This window comes from Pseudomonas sp. SWRI111 (assembly GCF_014268555.1).
Classification (GTDB): Bacteria; Pseudomonadota; Gammaproteobacteria; order Pseudomonadales; family Pseudomonadaceae; genus Aquipseudomonas; species Aquipseudomonas hamedanensis.
Window position 1 is genome coordinate 109069 of the sequence record NZ_JABWQQ010000013.1, and the last position, 22107, is coordinate 131175.

Here is a 22107-nt window from a genome sequence, read left to right on the forward strand (position 1 = left end):
CTCACTCCTACAGTTGGAATGCATTCCCCTGTAGGAGTGAGCCTGCTCGCGATGGCGATTCTATAAACAAAGCAGATTACCGATTCATAACTTCTGCAGGCTTCACCACTGCCGGCTTCAACACCAGCCACAACGCCGCTGCAATCAACACCCCACCATAAACATGCGCCATCGACAGCGGCTCATCGAGCAACAACGCCCCCCACAACACGCCAAACGGCGGGATCATGAAGGTCACGGTCATCGACTTTACCGGGCCGATCGAGCTGAGCAGGCGGAAATAAATGATGTAGGCAAACGCGGTACAGCCCAGGCCCAGACCGAGCAGCGACAGCCAGACGCTCCAGCCGCCCCAACTGACCGGCGGAGCGCTGATGACGCTATAACCGAACAACGGCAGCAAAAACAACGTTGCGCCCAGCATACTGCCCAGCGCCGACAGACGGCTGTCCAGCCCGCCCGCCTGATCCAGCCAGCGCCGTGCGAGGAATCCGGCGAAACCGTAGCAGGTAGTCGCCAGCAGGCAGGCGACCGCCCCCAGCAGCAGTTGCAGATCGAACGCCACCGGCCCGGCACGGGTCAGCACGCCGACCCCGAACAGACCGAGGAACACCCCCGCCAATTTCGCCGCCGAGAGTTTTTCACTGAAAAACAGTCCGCCAATCAGCACGCCCATCAGCGGCGTGGTGGCGTTGAAAATCGCCGAATACCCGGCCGGCAGCACTTGCGCGGCCACCGAGTACAGCGTTGCCGGGATCGCCGAATTGATCACGCCCAGCAACATCACTGTTTTCAGCTTGCCCTTGAAATCCCAGCTGATGCGCATCAGGCCCAGAATCACCAGCAGGCCTGCGGCGGCGATCGACACGCGGAAAAAACCGGTCGGAATCGTGCCGATCACTGGCGCAATAATGCGCATGAACAGAAAACTCGCGCCCCAGATAGCGGCCAGCGACAACATGCGGAAAATATCAACGGGGCTCACGGGCGGCTCCTGGCTTGATCGGGACGAGAGTGTTGCCGAGGGGCCTGGCGATGGCAACCGTAATTCGGGCAATTAATTGTCTCGGCGAAAAATCCCGCACCGTACGTCCGGGTTCGGCTTTTGGCCGATATTGCGCTTCTCCAAAGGCCCGTTCCGTGGCTAAGCTCAAGCTTTCGAGCGCACGCAGAGGTTTCATCTATGCCGCAGCAATGGCCAGCCACCGACATCGCCCGCATGATCCTCGATGGCTTTGACGATTACCGCGAGCATTTCCGCCGGATCACCGACGGCGCCCGGGAGCGTTTCGAGCAGGCGCGCTGGCAGGAAATACAAACCGCATCGGCGGCGCGGATCAACCTCTACGAGGAAAAGGTCGGCGAAACCATCACCCGCCTGCGCGAGTATTTCGATGACGAGACGCTGATGAATGTCAGCTGCTGGCCGCTGGTGAAAAGCGCCTATATCAGTGTCATCGACCTGCGCTTTGACGATGAACTGTCCGAGACCTGGTACAACTCGATCTTTTGCGGGCTGTTCAGTCACGACCTGATCAGCGACGGCTGCATGTTCATCCACACCACGCGTCCGAGCCTGCGCCGTGCCCGGGCTGCGCAAACGCGCACATACAAGCCGCAGGGGCAGCTATCGGCGATGCTTGCGAGCATTTTCGCCGACTATCGCTTCAGCGAGGATTACGCCGACCTGCCTGGCGACGTGCATCGCCTCGAAGCGCAACTGCGTGAAAACCTGCCGGACTGGGTGTGCAAGGACCCGGAACTGAGCGTCGAGCTGTTTTCCTCGGTGCTGTACCGCAACAAGGGCGCGTACCTGGTCGGGCGCATCTACACCCGCGACGAACAGTGGCCGTTGGTGATTCCGCTGTTGCATCGCGAAGGGCGCGGGATTCAGATCGACGCGTTGATCACCGACGAAGCCGACGTGTCGATCATCTTCTCCTTCACCCGTTCCTATTTCATGGTCGACGTGCCGGTGCCGGCGGAATTTATCGGGTTTCTGCGGCGCATTCTGCCCGGCAAGCACATCGCCGAGCTGTACACCTCGATCGGCTTCTACAAGCATGGCAAGTCGGAATTTTACCGCGCGCTGATCAATCACCTGGCCAACACCGACGACCAATTCATCATGGCCCCGGGCGTGCGAGGCATGGTCATGAGCGTGTTTACCCTGCCGGGCTTCAATACCGTTTTCAAGATCATCAAAGACCGATTCTCGCCCTCGAAAAACGTCGACCGCGCCACGGTGATTGAAAAGTATCGCTTGGTGAAAAGTGTCGACCGGGTCGGCCGCATGGCCGATACCCAGGAGTTCGCCGATTTTCGTTTTCCGCTGAGCAAATTCGATCCGGCATGCCTCGAGGAATTGCTCGAAGTCGCGCCGTCCACGGTCTCGGTCGAAGGCGAAAGCGTGCTGATCCGCCACTGCTGGACCGAGCGCCGGATGACCCCGCTCAACCTTTATCTGGAAAACGCCAACGACGCGCAGGTACGTGAAGCGCTTGAGGACTACGGTCTGGCGATCAAGCAATTGGCGGCGGCGAATATTTTCCCCGGCGACATGCTGCTGAAAAACTTCGGCGTCACCCGCCACGGCCGAGTGGTGTTTTATGACTACGACGAAATCTGCTTTCTGACCGAAGCCCATTTTCGCCACATCCCGGCACCGCGCACACCGGAAGACGAAATGGCCTCTGAACCGTGGTATTCGATCGGGCCGCTGGATGTGTTTCCCGAGGAGTTCCCGCCGTTTCTGTTTGCCGACGCCGGGCAGCGCAAGCTGTTCGATCAGTTGCATGGCGAGTTGTACAACGCCGATTACTGGAAGAGCCTGCAAGAGGCGATTCGTGCCGGTAAAGTCATCGACGTGTTCCCGTATCGGCGCAAGGGCCTCGATAACGAATAACGCTTGGTCTGCCCCTGATCGTTCCCATGCTCTGCGTGGGAATGCCTCATCGGACGCTCCGCGTCCGCTTCTGGGACGCGGAGCGTCCCTGGCTGCATTCCCACGCGGAGCGTGGGAACGATCACAGCAGGTCAATCGCAGGCAAATCTGCGACAATCCGCCCCCTGCACAAATAGACGACCGAATTGCCTACCCGATGACCGACGAATCGCCCTCCATCGACAAACTGCTGAAAAATCTCGATCACGCCATGCTCGCCGACCGTCACCGGCTGCGGCGGCAGTTGCTTGAGCTGCGCAAGAAACCCGACGAAGCCAAACTGACGCAGTGGGTGACGCGCATGCAGGCGTCCTGTGATCAGGTGCTGGCGCGCCGCGCCAGCCTGCCGGTGATTCGTTACGACGACAGTTTGCCGATTGCCGCCAAGCGCGACGAGATCAAAAAGGCCCTGGAGCAACATCAGGTGCTGATCATCGCCGGCGAGACCGGTTCGGGCAAAACCACGCAGTTGCCGAAAATCTGTCTGGAGATCGGTCGCGGCCAGCACGGCCTGATCGGCCACACCCAGCCGCGTCGGATCGCCGCGCGCAGCGTTGCCAGTCGCGTTGCCGAGGAGCTTGGCACACCGCTCGGTGCACTGGTCGGCTATCAGGTGCGCTTTGAAGACCAGAGCGATGCCAACACCCTGATCAAACTGATGACCGACGGCATCCTGCTCGCGGAAACCCAGAATGACCGCTACCTCGAACGCTACGACACGATCATCGTCGACGAAGCCCACGAGCGCAGCCTCAACATCGACTTCCTTCTCGGCTATCTGAAAACCCTGCTGCCGCGGCGTCCCGACCTGAAAGTCATCATCACTTCGGCGACCATCGACCTGGAGCGCTTCTCCAAGCATTTCGACGATGCACCCATTGTCGAAGTGTCGGGCCGTACCTTCCCGGTGGACACCTGGTATCGCCCGCTGACGCTGGAGCAGGACGAGGAAGGCAACCGCGTCGAGGATGACTTGACGGTCGATCAAGCGATTCTCGCCACCCTCGACGAAATCGCTGCGTACGAGCGTAGCGAACGCCGCAGCCCCGGTGATGTGTTGGTATTCCTGCCGGGTGAGCGGGAGATTCGCGACGCCGCGGACATGTTGCGCAAGGCCCAGCTCAAGCACACCGAAATTCTGCCGTTGTATGCGCGTCTGTCGCCGGCCGAGCAGCAGCGGATTTTCCAGTCGCACCCGGGCCGCCGCGTGGTACTGGCGACCAACGTTGCCGAGACCTCGCTGACCGTGCCGGGCATTCGCTACGTGATCGACAGCGGCACCGCGCGCATCAGCCGTTACAGCTACCGCGCCAAGGTCCAGCGTCTGCCGATCGAAGCGATTTCCCAGGCCAGTGCCAATCAGCGCAAGGGCCGTTGCGGGCGGGTCGAGCCGGGCATCTGCGTGCGTTTGTACAGCGAGGAAGATTTCCTCGGTCGTCCGGAATTCACCGATCCGGAAATTCTGCGCACCAACCTCGCCGCCGTGATTTTGCAGATGCTGCACCTGCGCCTCGGCGAAATCACCGCGTTCCCGTTTATCGAGCCGCCGGACGGCAAGGCGATCAGCGACGGCTTCAATTTGCTGCAAGAGCTTTCGGCAGTGGATCGCAACAGCCAACTGACGCCACTCGGTCGGCAGTTGGCGCGCTTGCCGGTGGATCCGCGCATGGGCCGCATGCTGCTCGAAGCGGCAAAACTCGGCAGTCTGCAGGAAGTGCTGATCGTCGCCAGTGCCATGTCGATTCAGGATCCGCGCGAGCGGCCGCCGGAGCGTCAGCAAGCGGCCGATCAGGCCCATGCGCAATGGAAGGACCCTGACTCGGATTTCGCCGGACTGGTCAATTTGTGGCGTGGTTTCGAAGAGCAACGCCAGGCACTGACCGCCAGCCCGCTGCGTAATTGGTGCCGCAAGAACTTCCTCAATTATTTGCGTTTGCGTGAGTGGCGCGACTCTCACCGCCAGTTGAGCCTGATCTGCCGCGACATGCAACTGAGCCTGAATAAGGAGCCGGCGGATTATCCGAAGCTGCACAAAGCGGTGCTGGTCGGCCTGCTCAGTCAGATTGGTCAGAAAACCGAGGACGGCGATTACCTCGGCGCGCGCCAGCGGCGCTTCTGGATTCACCCCTCTTCAGGCATCGGCAAGAAGCGCCCGCAGTGGTTGATGACCGCCGAACTGGTGGAAACCACCAAGCTCTACGCGCGCATGGTCGCCAAGATCGATGCCGACTGGATCGAACCGCTGGCCGGGCACCTGATCAAGAAAAACCACTTCGAACCGCACTGGGAAAAGAAGCGCGGCCAGGTCGTGGCGTACGAGCAGATCACCCTGTTCGGGCTGATCGTGGTCGGTCGTCGTCCGGTGCATTACGGTCCGGTGGACCCAGTGGTTTCGCGTGAGCTGTTTATCCGCGAAGGGCTGGTGCGCGGCGAGATTCAGTCGCGGGCCAAATGCCTGAGCGCCAATCAGAAGTTGCTCGAGCAGCTCGACGAACTGGAAGCCAAGGCCCGGCGCCGCGACATCCTCGCTGACGAAGAAACCTTGTACGCCTTCTACGATGCGCGTTTGCCGGCTGAGATCCATCAGACCGCGACATTCGACAGTTGGTACAAGGTCAACAGCCAGAAAGACCCGCAGCTGTTGATCATGCGCGAAGAAGACGTGCTGGCCCGCGAGGCCAGCGAAGTCACCGCCCGCGATTACCCGGATACGCTGCACATCGGCGATCTGGAGCTGGCGCTGACTTACCACTTCGAACCCAACCACCCGCGCGATGGCGTGACCTTGCGCGTACCGGCGCCGCTGCTGCCGATGCTGCCGCCGGAACGTCTGGAATGGCTGGTGCCGGGGCTGATCGAGGCCAAGTGCATTGCCCTGGTACGCAACTTGCCGAAAGCCCTGCGCAAGAACTTCGTGCCGGTGCCGGACTTCATCAAGGCCGCGTTGCAACGCATGGCCTTCGGCGACGGCTCGCTGCCGCAAGCGCTCGGCCGCGAGCTGCTGCGCATGACCGGCGCGCGGGTCAGCGATGAAGCGTGGGCGGAAGCTGCGCAACAGGTCGAAAGCCATCTGCGCATGAACCTGGAAATCGTCGACGGCCAAGGCAAGTTCCTCGGTGAAGGTCGCGATCTGGCCGAGCTGACCGCACGCTTTGCCGAAGCCAGTCAGGCCGCACTGGCGGTGCCGCAGAGTGCGAAAAGTCAGCAACCGGTCGAGGCGAAAGTCTTCGCGCCGGTGGCGGAAAAGACTCAGCAGAAGATCGCCGGGCTGTCGATGACGGTGTACCCGGCGCTGGTGGAAGAGGGCGGTACGGTCAAGGAAGGGCGTTTCTCCACCCCGGCTGAAGCCGAGTTCCAGCATCGCCGTGCCTTGCAGCGCTTGCTGATGCAGCAACTGGCCGAGCCGGCGAAATTCCTGCGTGGCAAGTTGCCGGGGCAGACGGAGCTGGGGCTGCTGTATCGCGAGCTGGGCCGGGTCGATGCACTGATCGAAGACATTTTGCTGGCCAGCCTCGACAGCTGCATTCTCGAAGGCGAAGACCCGTTGCCCCGCGACGGCGCCGGGTTGGCCGCACTGGCCGAGCGCAAGCGTGGTAACTGGACCGAGCATGCCGAGCGTGTGGCGCGGTTGACCCTGGAAATCCTCAAGATCTGGCACGGCCTGCAAAAGCGCTTCAAGGGCAAGATCGATCTTGCTCAGGCAGTGGCGCTCAACGACATCAAGCAGCAGATCGGCCATCTGGTCTATCCGGGCTTCGTCCGCGAAACGCCGATGCAGTGGCTCAAGGAACTGCCGCGTTATCTGAAAGCGGTCGAGCAGCGTTTCGAGAAACTCGGCGCGCAAGTACAGAAGGACCGGGTCTGGAGCGGCGAACTCGCCGGCCTGTGGGCGCAATACCAGACCCGCGCGGCCAAGCATGCGCAGGAAGGCAAACGCGATCCGCAACTGGAGTTGTACCGCTGGTGGCTGGAGGAATACCGCGTGTCGCTGTTTGCCCAGCAGTTGGGCACGAAAGTACCGATCTCGGACAAGCGCCTGAATAAACAGTGGAGCCAGGTAGAGCCCTGATCTTCAGGTATACACAATCCCCTGTGGGAGCGGGCTTGCTCGCGAAAGCAGAGTGTCAGGTACATATTTGGCTGCTGACACACCGCTTTCGCGAGCAAGCCCGCTCCCACATCAGGATGTGTGGTGTGCTTCACATAGGCGCCAAAATTCTGGGTTTATGGCAAACTTCGCCACCATAACCCGCCGTTTCGCGACCCAGAGCCTTCGGCCGTGTCGCGCCGCGGAATAAAACGATGCCAGGTTTGCGTTCCCCGGATGGGAATAGACCCTTTGCGTGTTGGTACGACGGTTCCAGCACTTTCTGCCTGAACAGATTAGAGAAACGACCATGCATAACGTCGTCATCAGCGGCACCGGCCTGTACACACCGGCCAACAGCATCTCCAACGAAGAGCTGGTGCAGTCTTTCAATACCTATGTCGCGCAGTTCAATGCGGACAACGCCGAGGCCATCGCTCGCGGTGAAGTCCAGGCCCTGACCGAATCCAGTGCCGCGTTCATTGAAAAAGCTTCGGGCATCAAGAGCCGCTTTGTCATGGACAAGGACGGCATCCTTGATCCGCAACGCATGGCCCCGCGCCTGCCGGAGCGTTCCAACGACGAATGGTCGGTGCTGTGCCAGATGGCCATCGGCGCTGCCGAGCAAGCCTTGCAACGTGCCGGCAAGACCGCCGCTGACATCGACGGCGTCATCGTTGCCTGCTCCAACCTGCAACGCGCTTATCCGGCCATCGCCATCGAAGTCCAGGAAGCGCTGGGCATTCAGGGCTTCGGTTTCGACATGAACGTGGCGTGCTCTTCGGCGACGTTTGGCATTCAGGCCGCGGCCAACAGCGTGCAACTGGGCCAGGCGCGGGCGATCCTGATGGTCAACCCGGAAGTCTGCACCGGTCACCTGAACTTCCGTGACCGTGACAGCCATTTCATCTTTGGTGACGCGGCGACTGCGGTGATCATCGAGCGCGCGGATCTGGCGACGTCGAAATATCAGTTCGACGTGGTCAGCACCAAGCTGCTGACCAAGTTCTCCAACAACATCCGCAACAACTTCGGTTTCCTCAACCGTGCCGCCGAGGAGGGCATCGGCGCCCCCGACAAGCTGTTCGTGCAGGAAGGCCGCAAGGTGTTCAAGGACGTCTGCCCGATGGTCGCCGAACTGATCGCTGCACACCTGCAAGAGAACCAGCTCAACGTTGCCGATGTGAAACGCTTCTGGCTCCACCAGGCCAACCTGAGCATGAATCACCTGATCGTGCGCAAGCTGCTGGGCCGCGAGGCCACCGAAGAAGAAGCACCGGTGATTCTCGATACTTACGCCAACACCAGCTCGGCGGGCTCGGTGATTGCCTTCCACAAAAACCAGGATGATCTGGCGTCGGGTTCGCTGGCGGTGCTGAGTTCGTTCGGTGCCGGTTACTCGATCGGTAGCGTGATTCTGCGCAAGCGCTGAAACAGGTTAATTTCCCCTTAATCGCGTCGCCCTTTCCTACATCCGAAGCGGCTGAAACGCTGTAATTTTTCGGACATGGCGGCAGGTGAATACCTGCCGCGTTCATTTTCGAAGTCCGGACAAGGGGATTGATCGATGGCGGCTGACGACACCCAACTGCTCGCGCGCTTGCTGGCGGGGGAGCAACAGGCGTTCAAGGAACTGGTCACTACTTATCAAAGCGCCATGCGCGCCGTGGCTTATGCCATTGTGGGCCAGCGTCATGTCGAAGAAGTGGTGCAGGATGCCTGGTTGTCGGTGGTGCGCCATTTGGGTAGCTTCGAGGGCCGATCCAGTCTCAAGACCTGGTTGCTGACCATCACCGCCAACTCGGCCAAGAGTCGCTACAAGCTCAATCGCCGGGAAGTGCTGATGGACGATCTGCCGGCGCTGCACGGCACCCTTGGCGATGAACGCTTCTCCTCAAGCGACGGGCATTGGCTGGTCGCGCCTTTCGCCTGGCATCAGGACACTCCCGAAGCGCTGCTGACCGAAAATGAACTGCGCGAATGCCTCGAGCACACCTTGCTGAGCCTCTCTGAGTTGCAAAGCAGCGTGTTGCTGTTGCGCGAACGGCAGGGCCTGGAGCTGGAAGAAATCTGTAATCTTCTGGAAATATCGCTCTCCAATGTCCGCGTGCTGCTGCACCGGGCGCGCTTGAAGGTCTTTGCGACCGTGGAACATTTTGAGGAGACGGGAGAATGTTGACCTGCAAGGAGCAAGTGGCACGATCCAGCGATTATCTCGACGGCCAACTGAGCTTTCGCGAGACGCTGATGGTGCGTCATCACCTGTTGTTCTGCCCCAACTGCCGGCGTTTCATGCGGCAGATGCGCTTGATGCAGGCGACGCTCAAAGCCATGCCGGAACAGCCTGACGAGAATGTCGATGCGCTGGCCGAGCGCTTGGCCGAGCATCGCCGTAACAACAGCCCCTGATGGACATGTGGCGAGGGAGCTTGCTCCCGCTGGGTCGCGAAGCGGCCCCCGCTTTACAAAAGCAGAGGGCCGCTTCGCAGTCCAGCGGGCGCCAGCTCCCTCGCCACAGATCAATGAATAACCCAAGTGCGGATGAAACGAACGGATGATGGGGATCGTTCCGCCCGCACCGGGCCATTACTCTTTTAGAACTTGGCTTCGGCATCCAGCTGCAAGGTGTTTGCATCGGCATCGCGCTGACCACGGCTGGCGAAATCAGCCTTGGTCAGGAAGTACGTGGCACCGACGGCGAAGTTCTTGTCGATGTCATAACCGACCTTGAACTTGTGCCCGCGCGAACCGGTAGTGCCGTTGGCAAAGTCGGAGTCGGTGAAGGCGCCAACCACGGCGTTGCGCTGCACGTCGCGATAGTTGTAGTCGAGGTTGAAACCGAAGACTTTCGACTTCGCACCGAGCAACCAGGCAGTGTCCTGATCGGTCACGGCATCGTTGTTCTTCACGTACTGGCCGTAGAACGACAGCGGCATCGGCAAACCGCCGATATCGACCTGGCTGAACCCTTCATACAAACGGAATTCGTTGTTGGCCGAGTTGCCATTGACCGCCAGGGCGCACGGCGTGGAGGTGCCGGTGCAGCGGCTGTCTTCATCGTTCTGGTAGGCGTAGACGCTGCCGCCCAGGGTCAGTTTCAGGTTGTCGGTGACGTTGAAGCGGCTCCCCAACTGGCCGGCGGTCAGGCGCAGGTCGTGACGGAATTGCACGCCGTCGCCGTCAACGTTGTCCTTGAGATTGTAGTTACCCAGGCTGCCGAACAGTTCGGCGCTGCTGCCCAGCGGGTATTTGTAGGTAACAGCCAGACCTTCCGGGTTGATGTCGCTGTCCCAGATCACGTCGCCCATGCTCACCCACGGTTGCAACATCTTGCCGCCGATGACGTGCAGGTTCTTGATCTGGTCGGGGTGGTAGTCGATGTAACCGAGGTCGAGCCAGATCTGCTTCTTGTCGAAGTAGTTATCCTGGTCCTGGTTGGTCGAGCGGGCATCGTCGCCGCCGCCGGTGGCGATACGGATGCCGGTGTCGACCTGCGGGTTGATCTCGGTGTAGGCGCCCAGACGTGCACGGATGCGCTGACGGTCCTTGTCGCGGCCGCCGTTGTTCGGCTCGCCGTCGATCTTGATGGTCTCCTGACGGATACGCACGTCGCCCTTGAACTGGGTCTTGGCCGCCCAGGCCAGTTTCTGGTCGAAAGCGCTCTGTTCGTTGGTCTTTTTCGCGACCGCCGCCACTTGCTCGTTGGTTTCCTGCTGTGCCTGCCGGGCGATCTGCTGAGCCTTCTGATCCTTGGCCAGTTCTGTTTGCAGCTCGATGTACTGCGCCTGGGAAATCGACCCGTTGGCTTTGAGCATGTCGAGCAGTTTGGCGTCGACTGCAGCACTGGCCGGAACGCTCATGGCCAGCAACAAGCCGCCGCACAGGGCCGCCGCAGTTTTGGTGGAAGCAAGACGCATAGCAATCTCCAAAGATGAAAGGGGATGGCTGAACCATCCTGGGCACAACCGACCCGAAGGCCGGAAAACGGTGTCCGGGTTAGAACCCGGCGCTCTAAAAACAGGCGCCAGTATCGCGATCGTTTATGACAGAGCGGTGGCACAGTGATGGCAGGTTGATGACGATGCAGGTCGAGCGTGAACTATTGAGATAGAGCGCTGTCGGCCGATTGAGCGTGTGCAACGGCTCGCGATCAGCGATACTCGCCGGGCTTTGTCGCCAAGCTGTGGAGTGCCAGTGGATGCCGTTGCAACGCCTGCAAAACCTGTCAGAAATCACCCCGGCAAGCTGGGATGCGCTGGTACCGGATAACCAGCCGTTCCTGCGTCACGCTTTTCTGAGTGCGCTGGAAGACAGTGGCAGTGTCGGCCCACATTCGGGCTGGCAGCCCGAGCATTTGCTGCATATCGAAGGTGATCGACTGATCGCCGCGCTGCCCAGTTACCGCAAGTGGCATTCCTACGGCGAGTACGTGTTCGATCATGGCTGGGCCGACGCCTGCGCGCGGGCCGGCATCGATTACTACCCCAAACTGTTGACTGCCGTGCCGTTCAGTCCTGTCAGCGGCCCGCGCTTGCTGGCGGCAAAGGTTGAGGATGGTTTCGAACTGCTGAAGAGCCTGCCGGGGTATCTGCAGATCGAAGAGCTTTCCAGTGCGCACATCAACTTCACCGATCCGTTTACTGACGCGGCGATGGCTGAGCAGCCGGGCTGGTTGCAGCGCATCGGTTGCCAATATCACTGGCAGAATCGTGATTACCGCGACTTTCAGGATTTCCTCGACGCCCTCAGCTCACGCAAGCGCAAACAGATGCGCAAGGAGCGCGAGCAGGTGGCGGGGCAGGGCTTTGAGTTTGAATGGCTGGAAGGTCGCGAGCTGGACGAGGCGCAGTGGGATTTTGTCTACGCCTGTTATGCCAACACCTATGCGGTGCGACGTCAGGCACCGTATCTGACCCGAAAATTCTTCAGCCTGCTGGCCGAGCGCATGCCCGAAGCGATTCGCGTGGTGCTGGCGAAGCAGGGCTCAAGGCCGGTCGCAATGGCCTTCAGCCTGGTCGGGGGCGACAGTTTTTACGGGCGCTATTGGGGCTGCCTGGCCGAATTTGATCGGCTGCATTTCGAGACGTGTTTTTATCAGGGCATGGATTATGCGATTGCCCATGGCATCCAGCGCTTCGATGCCGGCGCTCAGGGCGAGCACAAGTTGATTCGTGGTTTCGAACCGGTGATCACCCATTCCTGGCATTACCTGCGCCATCCGGGATTGAAAGCGGCGGTGAAGGATTTTCTTCAGCAAGAGCGCGCCGGGGTCCTGGCGTATGCCGAAGAGGCGAGAACGGCGTTGCCCTATCGCCAAACCTAGATCCCTTGTAGGAGTGAGCCTGCTCGCGATAGCGGCGTGTCTGTCAATATTACTGGTGCTGACACTCCGCTATCGCGAGCAGGCTCACTCCTACAGGGGTTGTGGTGATCGGCAATCTCAATCGATGCCGACAAAACCTCCGGTCTGGTGCGCCCACAACCGCGCGTACAAGCCTCGATGCGCGAGCAGCTCGGCGTGGGTGCCGCTCTCGGCGATCTTGCCGTTCTCCAGCACCACCAGCCGGTCCATGCGTGCGATGGTCGAGAGGCGGTGGGCAATCGCGATCACGGTTTTGCCCTGCATCAAGGTCTCGAGGCTTTCCTGAATCGCCGCTTCGACTTCCGAGTCCAGCGCCGAGGTGGCTTCGTCCATGATCAGAATCGGCGCGTCCTTGAGCAACACTCGCGCAATCGCGATGCGCTGACGCTGACCGCCGGACAGTTTCACCCCGCGCTCGCCGACATGCGCATCGAAACCGGTGCGGCCTTCAGCGTCGGACAGCAGAGGAATGAACTCATCGGCGCGAGCCTTGTGCACCGCATCCCACAACTCGGCATCGGTCGCATCCGGTTTGCCGTAAAGCAAATTGTCGCGGATCGAGCGGTGCAGCAGCGAGGTGTCTTGAGTGATCATGCCGATCCGCGCGCGCAGGCTTTCCTGGCCGACTTCGGCGATGTTCTGCCCATCGATCAGGATGCGCCCGCCCTCGACGTCGTACAGGCGCAGCAACAGGTTGACCAAGGTCGATTTACCGGCGCCGGACGGCCCGATCAAGCCGATTTTCTCGCCCGGTTTGATGGTCAGGTTGAGGTCGCCGATGATGCCCTTCTGCTTGCCGTAGTGAAAATCCACCTGCTCGAAACGCACTTCGCCACGGGCCACGTCCAGCGGCTTGGCCTGCTCGCGGTCGGTGACGCTGACCGGTTGCGAGATGGTGCGCAGACCGTCCTGAACCATGCCGATGTTCTCGAAAATGCCGGTGACCACCCACATGATCCAGCCGGACATATTGACGATGCGAATCACCAGGCCGGTGGCCAGGGCAATCGCGCCGACGGTGATCAGCGACTGTGTCCACAGCCACAAAGCCAGCGCGGTGGTGCCGACAATCAGCAAGCCGTTCATGGCAGTGATTGCCACGTCCATGCTGGTGACCACGCGTCCGGCCATCTGCGCCTTGACGGTCTGTTCTTCGATGGCTTCCTTGGCGTAATGCTGTTCGAAGTTGGTGTGGGCGAACAGCTTTAACGTGGCGATGTTGGTGTAGCCGTCGACGATGCGCCCCATCAGTTTCGAGCGCGCGTCGGAGGCTTCCACCGAACGGTCTTTCACGCGGGGAACGAAGTAGTACAGCGCGCCGATGTAGGCGACGATCCACGTCAGCAGCGGAATCATCAGGCGCCAGTCCGCCTCGGCGAACAGCACCAGCGAACTGATTGCGTAGATCACCACGTGCCACAGCGCGTCGACCGCTTGTACGGCAGAATCGCGCAGCGAGTTGCCGGTCTGCATGATGCGCTGGGCGATGCGCCCGGCGAAGTCATTCTGGAAGAAATTCAGGCTTTGCTTGAGCACATAGCTGTGGTTCTGCCAGCGGATCATGCTGGTCATGCCGGGACTCAGGGTCTGGTGCACCAGCAGATCGTGCAGGCCGAAAAAAATCGGTCGCAGCACAAGGGCGACCACCAGCATCCACGTCAGTTCGAGGGCGTGGTCGCTGAAGAAATTCGGGTTCGGTGTGCCCTGGGCCAGATCGATGATACGGCTCAGGTAGCTGAACAGCGCCACTTCGATCAACGCGGCGAACAGGCCGACCACAAGCAGGGCGGCGAAGCTCGGCCAGACCTGCTTCAGGTAATAGATGTAGAAGGGCCAGACGCGGTCCGGCGGGGACGCCGTCGGGGCGTCGCGGAAGATATCGATCAGTTGTTCGAAACGGCGATAGAGCATCAGATAACCGCCCGGAATCCGGGCTCTCCTTTTATCAGTGCGAGCGGCGCAGGCTCAGCCCGGCGCCGCTCGGTATGCCCGGCGAAACTCAGTCGATGCGCTTGGCCGACTTGATGATCACAGGGTCGACCGGCACGTTTTGCATGCCGCTTTTGGTGGTGGTCTGCGAGTTGACGATGACGTCTACGACGTCCATGCCCTTGACCACTTTGGCGAACACCGCGTAACCGGCGTCACGGCCCGGGTCGAGGAAGGCGTTGTCGGCAACGTTGATGAAGAACTGGCTGGTGGCCGAGTCAGGGTTGGAGGTGCGCGCCATCGACAGGGTGCCGCGAACGTTGTGCAGGCCATTGCTGGCTTCGTTCTTGATCGGCGCCTTGGTGTCTTTCTGTTGCATCTGCTGGGTGAAACCGCCGCCCTGGGCCATGAAGCCCGGGATCACGCGATGGAAAATGGTGTTGTTGTAGAAACCGCTGTCGACGTACTCAAGAAAGTTCTTGGTACTGATCGGTGCCTTGACCGGGTCCAGTTCGATTTCGATCTGGCCGTTGGTCGTGTCCAGCAGCACGTGGGGTGCTTTGGCCGGCGTGGCAGCCATCAGGTTGGCGGCGAACAGCACGGTACCAGCGGCGAGGGCGAGTTTTTTCAGCATGGGTCAGTGATCCTGAGATTGAAGGTCGGCTGCCTGTAGAAATTCCAGCAGCGTTTGATTGAAACGTTCGGGTTGATCGAGCGGGGTGGCGTGGCGCGAATCGGCAATCACCGCCAGCCGCGCATTCGGCAATAGTTTCACATAGGTTTCTTTCAATGCCACCGGTGTGTAGTCACGGTCGGCGCTGATGACGAGCGTTGGACAGGACACCCGGGAAAGTCGTTCCTGAACGCCCCAGCCAACAATCGCATCGAAGCTGGCGAGATAAGCACGTTTGTCGTTTTTTGCCCAGCGTTCAGCCATTTTGCGCCGCAGATCGGCTTGTTCCGGTTTTGGAAAAAGTTTGCTGCCGAGGGCCTTGCCGATGGTTTCCAGGCTGAGCAGGCGCATCAGGCTCCAGCGCTTGAACCACTGCCAGTAATCGTCGCGAGTGCGCAGTTTGACTTGTGGCGCGCTGTTGACGATGGTCAGGCTCTTGAGAAGTTGCGGCTGATCGACGGCCAGCTGAAAGCCGATCATGCCGCCCATCGACAGCCCGACGTAATGCACCGGGCCGAGCTTCAGGTGTTCGGCCAGCGCCACCAGGTCAGCGCTGAAACCGGCGATGCTGTAGCGTTCGCGCGGTTTGTCCGAACGCCCGTGGCCGCGAATGTCGGCGACGATCACCCGGTAGTGCGCGGCCAGCGCCGGGATCTGCATTTCCCAGTCCAGCGTGCTCGAGCCGAGCCCGTGAACCAGCAGCAACGGCGTACCGTGGCCATATTCCTCGTAGTGCAGGTTGCAACCTTCGTGCTCGAAATACGCCATCGGTGAACTCCGTGTCAGGCTTGTTCGGGGGCGGCGAACGGTGCGTCCAGCGGCAAGGTGTCGAAGGTACGCAGCAACTCGATGAGGATTTGCGTGGCCGGGCCCAGGGGTTTTTCCTTGTTCGTGTACAGGTAGAAGTTGGAGTTGCGGCTGCGACCCTGATCCAACGGTAGCAGCTTGAGCGAACCTTCTTTCAATTCCCGTTCGATCATGTGGCGCGGCAGCCAGGCAAAGCCCAGGCCGTTGCTGACGAAGGTTGCCGCCGTGGCCAGGCTGCCGACCGTCCAGCGCTGCTCCGCGCCCAGCCAGCCGACGTCCCGTGGCTGCTGGCGGCCGGAGTCGCGAATCACCACCTGCATCTGGTTTTCCAGGTCCTGGAAGCTCAGCTCGCGGTTGAGCCGGTGCAGTGAGTGTTCCGGGTGGGCGACGGCGATGAATTCGACATCGCACAACTCGGCGCCGAGATAACCGGGAATGCTCAGCCCGGTGATCGCCAGATCGGCGACGCCTTCGAGCAATACTTCCTCCACGCCCGAAAGGACTTCTTCGCGCAGACGCACGCGGCAGCCACGGCTTTGCGGCATGAACGCGGTCAGCGCGCGGACGAGGCGGGCGCTCGGATAGGCCGCATCGACCACCAGTCGCACTTCCGCTTCCCAGCCTTGCTCCATGTGATGGGCGAGGTCTTCCAGTTGGCTGGCCTGTTTCACCAGTTGGCGCGAACGCCGAAGCAGCACGCCGCCGGCTTCGGTGAGCACGGCTTTGCGCCCGTCGATGCGCAGCAGCGGCACGCCGAGCTGGTCCTGCATGCGCGCCACGGTGTAGCTCACCGACGACTGCGAACGATGCAAAGCCTCGGCGGCCTGGGCGAATCCGCCGTGGTCGACCACGGCCTGCAACGTTCGCCACTGATCAAGGGTTACGCGGGGCGCTTTCATCAATAGCTCCTCTTGTCCTAAGCTGGCCGTCCCTCATGGAGACTGCCGAATGAAAAAATTCTGTTGTGTGCTGCTGGCGCTGCTGCCGTTGACCGCGTTTGCCTATCCGATCGATGTGCAGAAGGATCTCAACGGCATGAAGATCGACTACGAGACTTTCGATACCGACAACGACATCGGCTCGATCCGGGTGGCCAACTACGGTGACGTCGACGCGACCTGCCGGGCAGTGTTCAGCAACGGTCCGGAAGCACCGCGAACGCGCAGCATCGACGTACCGGCCGGCAAACATAAAAACGCCACGGCCAAGTTCACCCGCGAGATCATCAAGCTGCGCATCAAACTGACCTGCACCCCGAAATAAGCGGTTTTCCATTTGTAGGAGTGAGCCTGCTCGCGATAGCGGTGTATCAGGTACATCAATGTTGCCTGACACACCGCTATCGCGAGCAGGCTCACTCCTACAAGGGTATGCGTTAGCTTATAAACGAATTTATCGATGGGTTACAGCGGATATTTGCGCTTTTTCATCGAATGGGCTTTGTTTAACCTTCACTCCATCGACTTACAACATTCTCGGATGGAGGCTACACACCATGTCCCGCGTTCTGATCATCGAAAGCAGCGCCCGCCAGCAAGACTCGGTTTCCCGTCAACTGACCCAGACCTTCATCGCTCAATGGAAAGCCGCGCACCCTGCCGATCAGATCACCGTGCGTGACCTCGCCGTGAACCCGGTGCCGCATCTGGACAGCAACTTGCTGGGTGGCTGGATGAAACCCGCCGAGCAGCGTAACGACGCCGAGCAATCCTCGCTGGACCGCTCCAACGCCTTGACCGATGAACTGCTCGCCGCCGATGTGCTGGTCATGGCTGCGCCGATGTACAACTTTGCGATCCCGAGCACCCTCAAGGCCTGGCTCGATCATGTGCTGCGTGCCGGTGTGACGTTCAAATACACCGAAACCGGCCCGCAAGGCCTGCTCAACGGCAAGCGTGCCTTTGTATTGACCGCCCGCGGTGGTGTGTATGCCGGTGGTCCGGCGGATCATCAGGAACCGTATTTGCGTCAGGTCATGGGGTTCATTGGTATCCATGACGTGACCTTTATCCATGCCGAGGGCATGAACCTGGGCGGTGACTTCCAGGAGAGGGGGCTGAATCAGGCCAACGCCAAATTGTCTCAGGTCGCTTGATCGGTTAATCGCCAGATAATCGCTGGATGGTCTAGTGATCTGGCGCAACCCCTTCAAGGCTCTACGCGCATCGAACCTCCCTTTGCACTTTTGCTCCTGAGTGCTGTAGCCCGATTGAACGCTTTAGCGAGATCGGGCTTTTTTTTGTCTGCGATTTGATGAGCAGGATAGATTTCCTTGTAGGAGTGAGCCTGCTCGCGATAGCGGTCGTTCAGACGCATCAGTTTTGACTGAAACACCGCCATCGCGAGCAGGCTCACTCCTACAGGGGATTGTGTTGTCAGTGGGTTCGCGGTCTGGCGCAAAAACCGCTATCGTCGCCGCCATTCGATTTCGAGGCGAGCATGGGCTATCTACTTTTTGTCACGCTGATCCAGGCGTTCTCTTTCAGTCTGATCGGCGAGTATCTGGCGGGGCATGTCGACAGTTACTTTGCGGTGCTGGTGCGTGTGGTGCTGGCCGGGTTGGTGTTTATTCCGTTGACGCGCTGGCGTTCGGTGGAGCCGGCGTTCATGCGTGGCATGCTGCTGATCGGCGCCTTGCAGTTCGGCGTGACTTACGTCTGTCTGTATCTGAGCTTCCGCGTGCTGACAGTACCGGAGGTGTTGCTGTTTACCATTCTCACGCCTCTGCATGTGACCTTGATCGAAGACGCGCTGAACCGCCGCTTCAACCCGTGGGCGTTGATCGCCGCGCTGGTCGCAGTCGGTGGCGCGGCGGTGATTCGTTTCGACAGCATCAGTCCGGACTTCTTCATGGGCTTCCTGCTGCTGCAACTGGCCAACTTCACCTACGCCGCCGGACAGGTGCTGTACAAGCATCTGGTGGCGAAACACCCGAGTGATCTGCCGCATTACCGCCGCTTCGGTTATTTCTACCTGGGCGCATTGATGGTGGTACTGCCGGCGTTTCTGCTGTTCGGCAAATCCAACTTCCTGCCGGAAGCGCCACTGCAATGGGCGGTTTTGCTGTTCCTCGGGCTGGTTTCGACGGCATTGGGCCTGTACTGGTGGAACAAGGGCGCGTGCATGGTCAATGGCGGCACCCTGGCGGTGATGAACAACCTGCATGTGCCGGTGGGGTTGTTGTTGAATTTGCTGATCTGGAATCAGCATGAGGAACTGGGGCGGTTGTTCCTCGGCGGCAGTGTGATCCTCGCCGCGGTGTGGATCAGCCGGTTGGGTATCCGAAAATCCGCGGCCACCGCGTAACCGCTGATTCACAAATACCAATGTGGGAGCGGGCTTGCTCGCGAAGGCGTCAGGTCAGTCAATCTCTTTGTTGAATGACACTGCGCTTTCGCGAGCAAGCCCGCTCCCACAGTTTCGATTTGCAGGGTTACATAACGTGTTTTTCAGGCTGCGGAATACTCGCCGAGCCCAGCACCGCCGGCAATAACCCCGCGCGCAAGTCCCCGCCACTCGGCTGCTGATACAGACTCAGCCCGAACTCCGGCAGCACCGCCAGCAGATAATCAAAAATATCCCCCTGAATCCGCTCGTAATCGGCCCAAACGGTGGTGCGGGTGAAGCAGTAGATTTCCAGCGGAATGCCCTGCGCGGTGGTTTGCATCTGGCGAACCATGCAGGTCATGTTCGGTTGAATCTCCGGGTGACTCTTCAGATACGCCAGTGCATAGGCGCGGAAGGTGCCGACATTGGTCATGCGCCGGCGGTTGGCGGACATCGCCGCGACATTGCCCTGGGCCTCGTTCCACGCCTTGAGCTCGGCTTTCTTGCGACTCATGTAGTCGGTCAGCAGGTGCACTTGCGAGAGCTTTTCTTCCTCGTCATCGCGGATGAAACGCACGCCGCTGGCATCGATGAACAGGCTGCGCTTGATCCGCCGTCCGCCGGATTGCTGCATGCCGCGCCAGTTCTTGAACGACTCGGACATCAGGCGCCAGGTCGGGATCGAGACGATGGTCTTGTCGAAATTCTGCACCTTGACCGTGTGCAGGGTGATGTCGACCACGTCGCCATCGGCGCCGACCTGCGGCATCTCGATCCAGTCGCCGACGCGCAGCATGTCGTTGCTGGTCAATTGCACACTGGCGACAAACGACAGCAGGGTGTCCTTGTAGACCAACAGAATCACCGCCGACATCGCACCCAGACCCGACAGCAGCAACAGCGGCGAACGGTCGATCAGGGTGGCGACAATGATGATCGCGCCGAACACGTACAAGACCATTTTCGCCAGTTGCACATAGCCTTTGATCGAGCGCGTGCGGGCGTGTTCGGTGCGCGCATAGATGTCGAGCAAGGCATTGAGCAGGGCGCTGATCGCCAGCAGCAGGAACAGAATGGTGAACGCCAGCGCCACGTTGCCGAGAAAATTCATCGAGGTTTTGCTGAGTTCCGGCACCAGATGCAGGCCGAACTGGATCACCAGCGATGGCGTCATCTGCGCCAGGCGCTGAAACACCTTGTTGTGCCGGAAGTCGTTGATCCAGTGCAGGGCCGGCTGGCGACCGAGCATGCGGCTGGCGTGCAGGATCAGGTAGCGCGCCACTCGTCCGAGCACGAGCGCGATCACCAGCAGCACCATCAGCGCCAGTCCCGACTGCAAGAGCGGATGCTGTTCAAGGGTGCCCCAGAGGTCTTGGGCGTTGAGCCAGAGCTGTTTGATATCCATAAGCGAAACGTTTCTTCTATAAAGACGCGAGGGGCAATTAGAGCATTTAAGACGCTGCGTATTGCGGTCGGCGACAAAACGGGCAACAAAAAAACCACTGATTGTCACCGTTTGCACAAAGAAACTCGGCCTGAGTGCTCGAAACCGGTAATCTATGCAGCTGTTTTTTTGCATATCTTCGAGGTAGCACCCGTGTTTTCCCAATTCGCCCTGCACGAACGCCTGCTTAAAGCCGTGGCCGAGCTGAAATTTGTCGAGCCAACGCCTGTGCAAGCCGCGGCCATTCCGCTGGCGCTCCAAGGGCGTGATTTGCGGGTAACGGCGCAAACCGGAAGCGGCAAGACTGCGGCTTTCGTTCTGCCGATCCTCAATCGTCTGATCGGGCCGGCGAAGATCCGCGTCAGCATCAAGACGCTGATCCTGCTGCCGACCCGCGAGCTGGCCCAGCAGACGTTGAAGGAAGTTGAGCGCTTCGCGCAGTTCACCTTCATCAAGTCCGGCCTGATCACCGGCGGTGAAGACTTCAAGGTCCAGGCGGCGATGCTGCGCAAGGTGCCGGACATCCTCATCGGTACGCCGGGGCGGATGATCGAGCAACTCAACGCCGGCAACCTCGACCTCAAAGAAGTCGAAGTGCTGGTACTCGACGAAGCCGACCGCATGCTCGACATGGGCTTCGCCGAAGACGTGCAACGTCTGGTCGACGAATGCCCGAACCGTCAGCAGACCATGCTGTTCTCCGCCACCACTGGCGGTTCCGGCCTGCGCGAGATGATCGCCAAGGTGCTGAACAATCCGGAGCACTTGCAGCTCAATGCGGTCAGCCAACTGAACTCGACGACGCGTCAGCAAATCATCACCGCCGACCACAATCAGCACAAAGAGCAGATTGTGAACTGGCTGCTGGCCAACGAGACCTACCAGAAAGCCATCATCTTCACCAACACCCGCGCCATGGCCGACCGCATTTATGGCCGCCTCGTGGCTCAGGAATACAAGGCGTTCGTGCTGCACGGCGAGAAAGACCAGAAGGATCGCAAACTGGCGATCGATCGCCTGAAGCAGGGCGGCGTGAAGATCCTCGTGGCCACCGACGTCGCGGCCCGTGGTCTGGACGTCGATGGTCTGGACATGGTGATCAACTTCGACATGCCACGCAGCGGCGACGAGTACGTACACCGCATCGGTCGTACCGGCCGCGCCGGCAACGATGGCCTGGCGATCTCGCTGATCTGCCACGGCGACTGGAACCTGATGTCGAGCATCGAGCGCTACTTGAAGCAGAGCTTCGAGCGCCGCACGATCAAGGAAGTCAAAGGCACCTACGGCGGGCCGAAAAAGGTCAAGGCCTCGGGCAAAGCCGTCGGCGTGAAGAAGAAAAAGACCGACGCCAAGGGTGACAAAAAGAAAACCGCCGCCAAGACGCCGACCAAGCGCAAGAGCGTCAACCGTCCAAAACCGGATTCTCTGGTGAGCAGCGACGGCATGGCCCCGCTCAAGCGCCGCAAGCCGGCCGAGCCTGCGGCTGAGTAAGCTTTAGTATCGCGCATAAAAAAACCGGACATTGTCCGGT

The 22107-nt window shown here is 60.2% G+C and carries 18 protein-coding genes and 1 pseudogene; 11 read left to right on the forward strand and 8 right to left on the reverse strand.

Features of this window, described 5'->3' with window-relative positions; genetic code table 11:
- Window positions 1-76 precede the first annotated feature (76 nt).
- Window positions 77-985 carry an EamA family transporter gene (locus tag HU755_RS16550; protein WP_186634543.1) on the reverse strand — a complete coding sequence of 303 codons (909 nt, stop codon included), beginning with the start codon at window positions 983-985 and terminating at the stop codon, window positions 77-79.
- A gap of 198 nt (window positions 986-1183) precedes the next feature.
- Between HU755_RS16550 and aceK the strand changes: the two genes are divergently transcribed.
- The 5 genes from aceK (at window position 1184) to HU755_RS16575 (ending at window position 9440) form a co-directional block, all read left to right on the forward strand.
- On the forward strand, window positions 1184-2905 hold the full coding sequence (gene aceK, locus HU755_RS16555) for a bifunctional isocitrate dehydrogenase kinase/phosphatase (RefSeq protein ID WP_186634546.1): 1722 nt from the start codon (window positions 1184-1186) through the stop codon (window positions 2903-2905).
- 196 nt (window positions 2906-3101) lie between these two features.
- Window positions 3102-7013: an ATP-dependent RNA helicase HrpA gene (gene hrpA, locus HU755_RS16560; RefSeq protein WP_186634549.1), complete on the forward strand. Its 3912-nt coding sequence runs from the start codon at window positions 3102-3104 to the stop codon at window positions 7011-7013.
- Window positions 7014-7341: 328 nt separating this feature from the next.
- Window positions 7342-8463, forward strand: a complete 1122-nt coding sequence (locus tag HU755_RS16565) for a beta-ketoacyl-ACP synthase III (protein WP_186634552.1) — start codon at window positions 7342-7344, stop codon at window positions 8461-8463.
- Between the two features lie 135 nt (window positions 8464-8598).
- Window positions 8599-9210, forward strand: a complete 612-nt coding sequence (locus tag HU755_RS16570) for an RNA polymerase sigma factor (RefSeq protein ID WP_186634555.1) — start codon at window positions 8599-8601, stop codon at window positions 9208-9210.
- The gene (locus HU755_RS16575) at window positions 9204-9440 is read left to right on the forward strand and encodes an anti-sigma factor (protein WP_186634558.1); all 237 of its coding nucleotides are present in this window, start codon (window positions 9204-9206) and stop codon (window positions 9438-9440) included. Before HU755_RS16570 ends, HU755_RS16575 begins: the two co-directional genes overlap by 7 nt.
- 185 nt (window positions 9441-9625) lie before the next feature.
- Here the strand turns inward: HU755_RS16575 and HU755_RS16580 are convergent, their stop codons facing one another.
- Window positions 9626-10948: a putative porin gene (locus tag HU755_RS16580; RefSeq protein ID WP_186634561.1), complete on the reverse strand. Its 1323-nt coding sequence runs from the start codon at window positions 10946-10948 to the stop codon at window positions 9626-9628.
- A 281-nt stretch (window positions 10949-11229) separates the two neighbouring features.
- On the opposite strand from HU755_RS16580, the gene HU755_RS16585 reads away from it, so the two are divergent.
- Window positions 11230-12354 (forward strand): GNAT family N-acetyltransferase, encoded by a 1125-nt coding sequence (locus HU755_RS16585; protein WP_186634564.1) that lies wholly within the window; start codon window positions 11230-11232, stop codon window positions 12352-12354.
- A gap of 117 nt (window positions 12355-12471) precedes the next feature.
- Here the strand turns inward: HU755_RS16585 and HU755_RS16590 are convergent, their stop codons facing one another.
- From HU755_RS16590 to HU755_RS16605, 4 genes are all read right to left on the reverse strand, one after another.
- Window positions 12472-14304 (reverse strand): ABC transporter ATP-binding protein, encoded by a 1833-nt coding sequence (locus tag HU755_RS16590; protein ID WP_186634567.1) that lies wholly within the window; start codon window positions 14302-14304, stop codon window positions 12472-12474.
- Between the two features lie 88 nt (window positions 14305-14392).
- Complete coding sequence (locus HU755_RS16595; RefSeq protein ID WP_186548769.1) at window positions 14393-14956, reverse strand: peptidylprolyl isomerase; 564 nt, start codon at window positions 14954-14956, stop codon at window positions 14393-14395.
- Between the two features lie 3 nt (window positions 14957-14959).
- The gene (locus tag HU755_RS16600; protein WP_186634570.1) at window positions 14960-15763 is read right to left on the reverse strand and encodes an alpha/beta fold hydrolase; all 804 of its coding nucleotides are present in this window, start codon (window positions 15761-15763) and stop codon (window positions 14960-14962) included.
- Between the two features lie 14 nt (window positions 15764-15777).
- Window positions 15778-16701, reverse strand: coding sequence for a LysR family transcriptional regulator (locus HU755_RS16605; protein WP_186548765.1), 924 nt, complete (start codon window positions 16699-16701; stop codon window positions 15778-15780).
- Between the two features lie 49 nt (window positions 16702-16750).
- On the opposite strand from HU755_RS16605, the gene HU755_RS16610 reads away from it, so the two are divergent.
- On the forward strand, window positions 16751-17065 hold the full coding sequence (locus HU755_RS16610) for a 3-phosphoglycerate kinase (protein ID WP_101158571.1): 315 nt from the start codon (window positions 16751-16753) through the stop codon (window positions 17063-17065).
- Window positions 17066-17297: 232 nt separating this feature from the next.
- Complete coding sequence (locus HU755_RS16615; protein ID WP_186548763.1) at window positions 17298-17897, forward strand: FMN-dependent NADH-azoreductase; 600 nt, start codon at window positions 17298-17300, stop codon at window positions 17895-17897.
- A 53-nt stretch (window positions 17898-17950) separates the two neighbouring features.
- Here the strand turns inward: HU755_RS16615 and HU755_RS16620 are convergent, their stop codons facing one another.
- The gene (locus tag HU755_RS16620; protein ID WP_186620393.1) at window positions 17951-18202 is read right to left on the reverse strand and encodes a hypothetical protein; all 252 of its coding nucleotides are present in this window, start codon (window positions 18200-18202) and stop codon (window positions 17951-17953) included.
- A 39-nt stretch (window positions 18203-18241) separates the two neighbouring features.
- On the opposite strand from HU755_RS16620, the gene HU755_RS16625 reads away from it, so the two are divergent.
- Together HU755_RS16625 and HU755_RS27800 are read left to right on the forward strand one after the other, a co-directional pair.
- Window positions 18242-19108 carry a carboxylate/amino acid/amine transporter gene (locus HU755_RS16625; protein ID WP_186620392.1) on the forward strand — a complete coding sequence of 289 codons (867 nt, stop codon included), beginning with the start codon at window positions 18242-18244 and terminating at the stop codon, window positions 19106-19108.
- 22 nt (window positions 19109-19130) lie between these two features.
- Window positions 19131-19220: pseudogene (locus HU755_RS27800) on the forward strand (metal ABC transporter ATP-binding protein); the annotation flags it as partial.
- A gap of 15 nt (window positions 19221-19235) precedes the next feature.
- Here HU755_RS27800 and HU755_RS16630 read toward each other — a convergent pair.
- Entirely contained in the window at window positions 19236-20534 is a 1299-nt protein-coding gene (locus tag HU755_RS16630) for a mechanosensitive ion channel family protein (protein WP_186634573.1), read from the reverse strand.
- A 192-nt stretch (window positions 20535-20726) separates the two neighbouring features.
- Here HU755_RS16630 and HU755_RS16635 point away from each other — a divergent pair, with 192 nt between their 5' ends.
- On the forward strand, window positions 20727-22067 hold the full coding sequence (locus HU755_RS16635) for a DEAD/DEAH box helicase (protein WP_186548757.1): 1341 nt from the start codon (window positions 20727-20729) through the stop codon (window positions 22065-22067).
- Window positions 22068-22107: the final 40 nt, after the last annotated feature.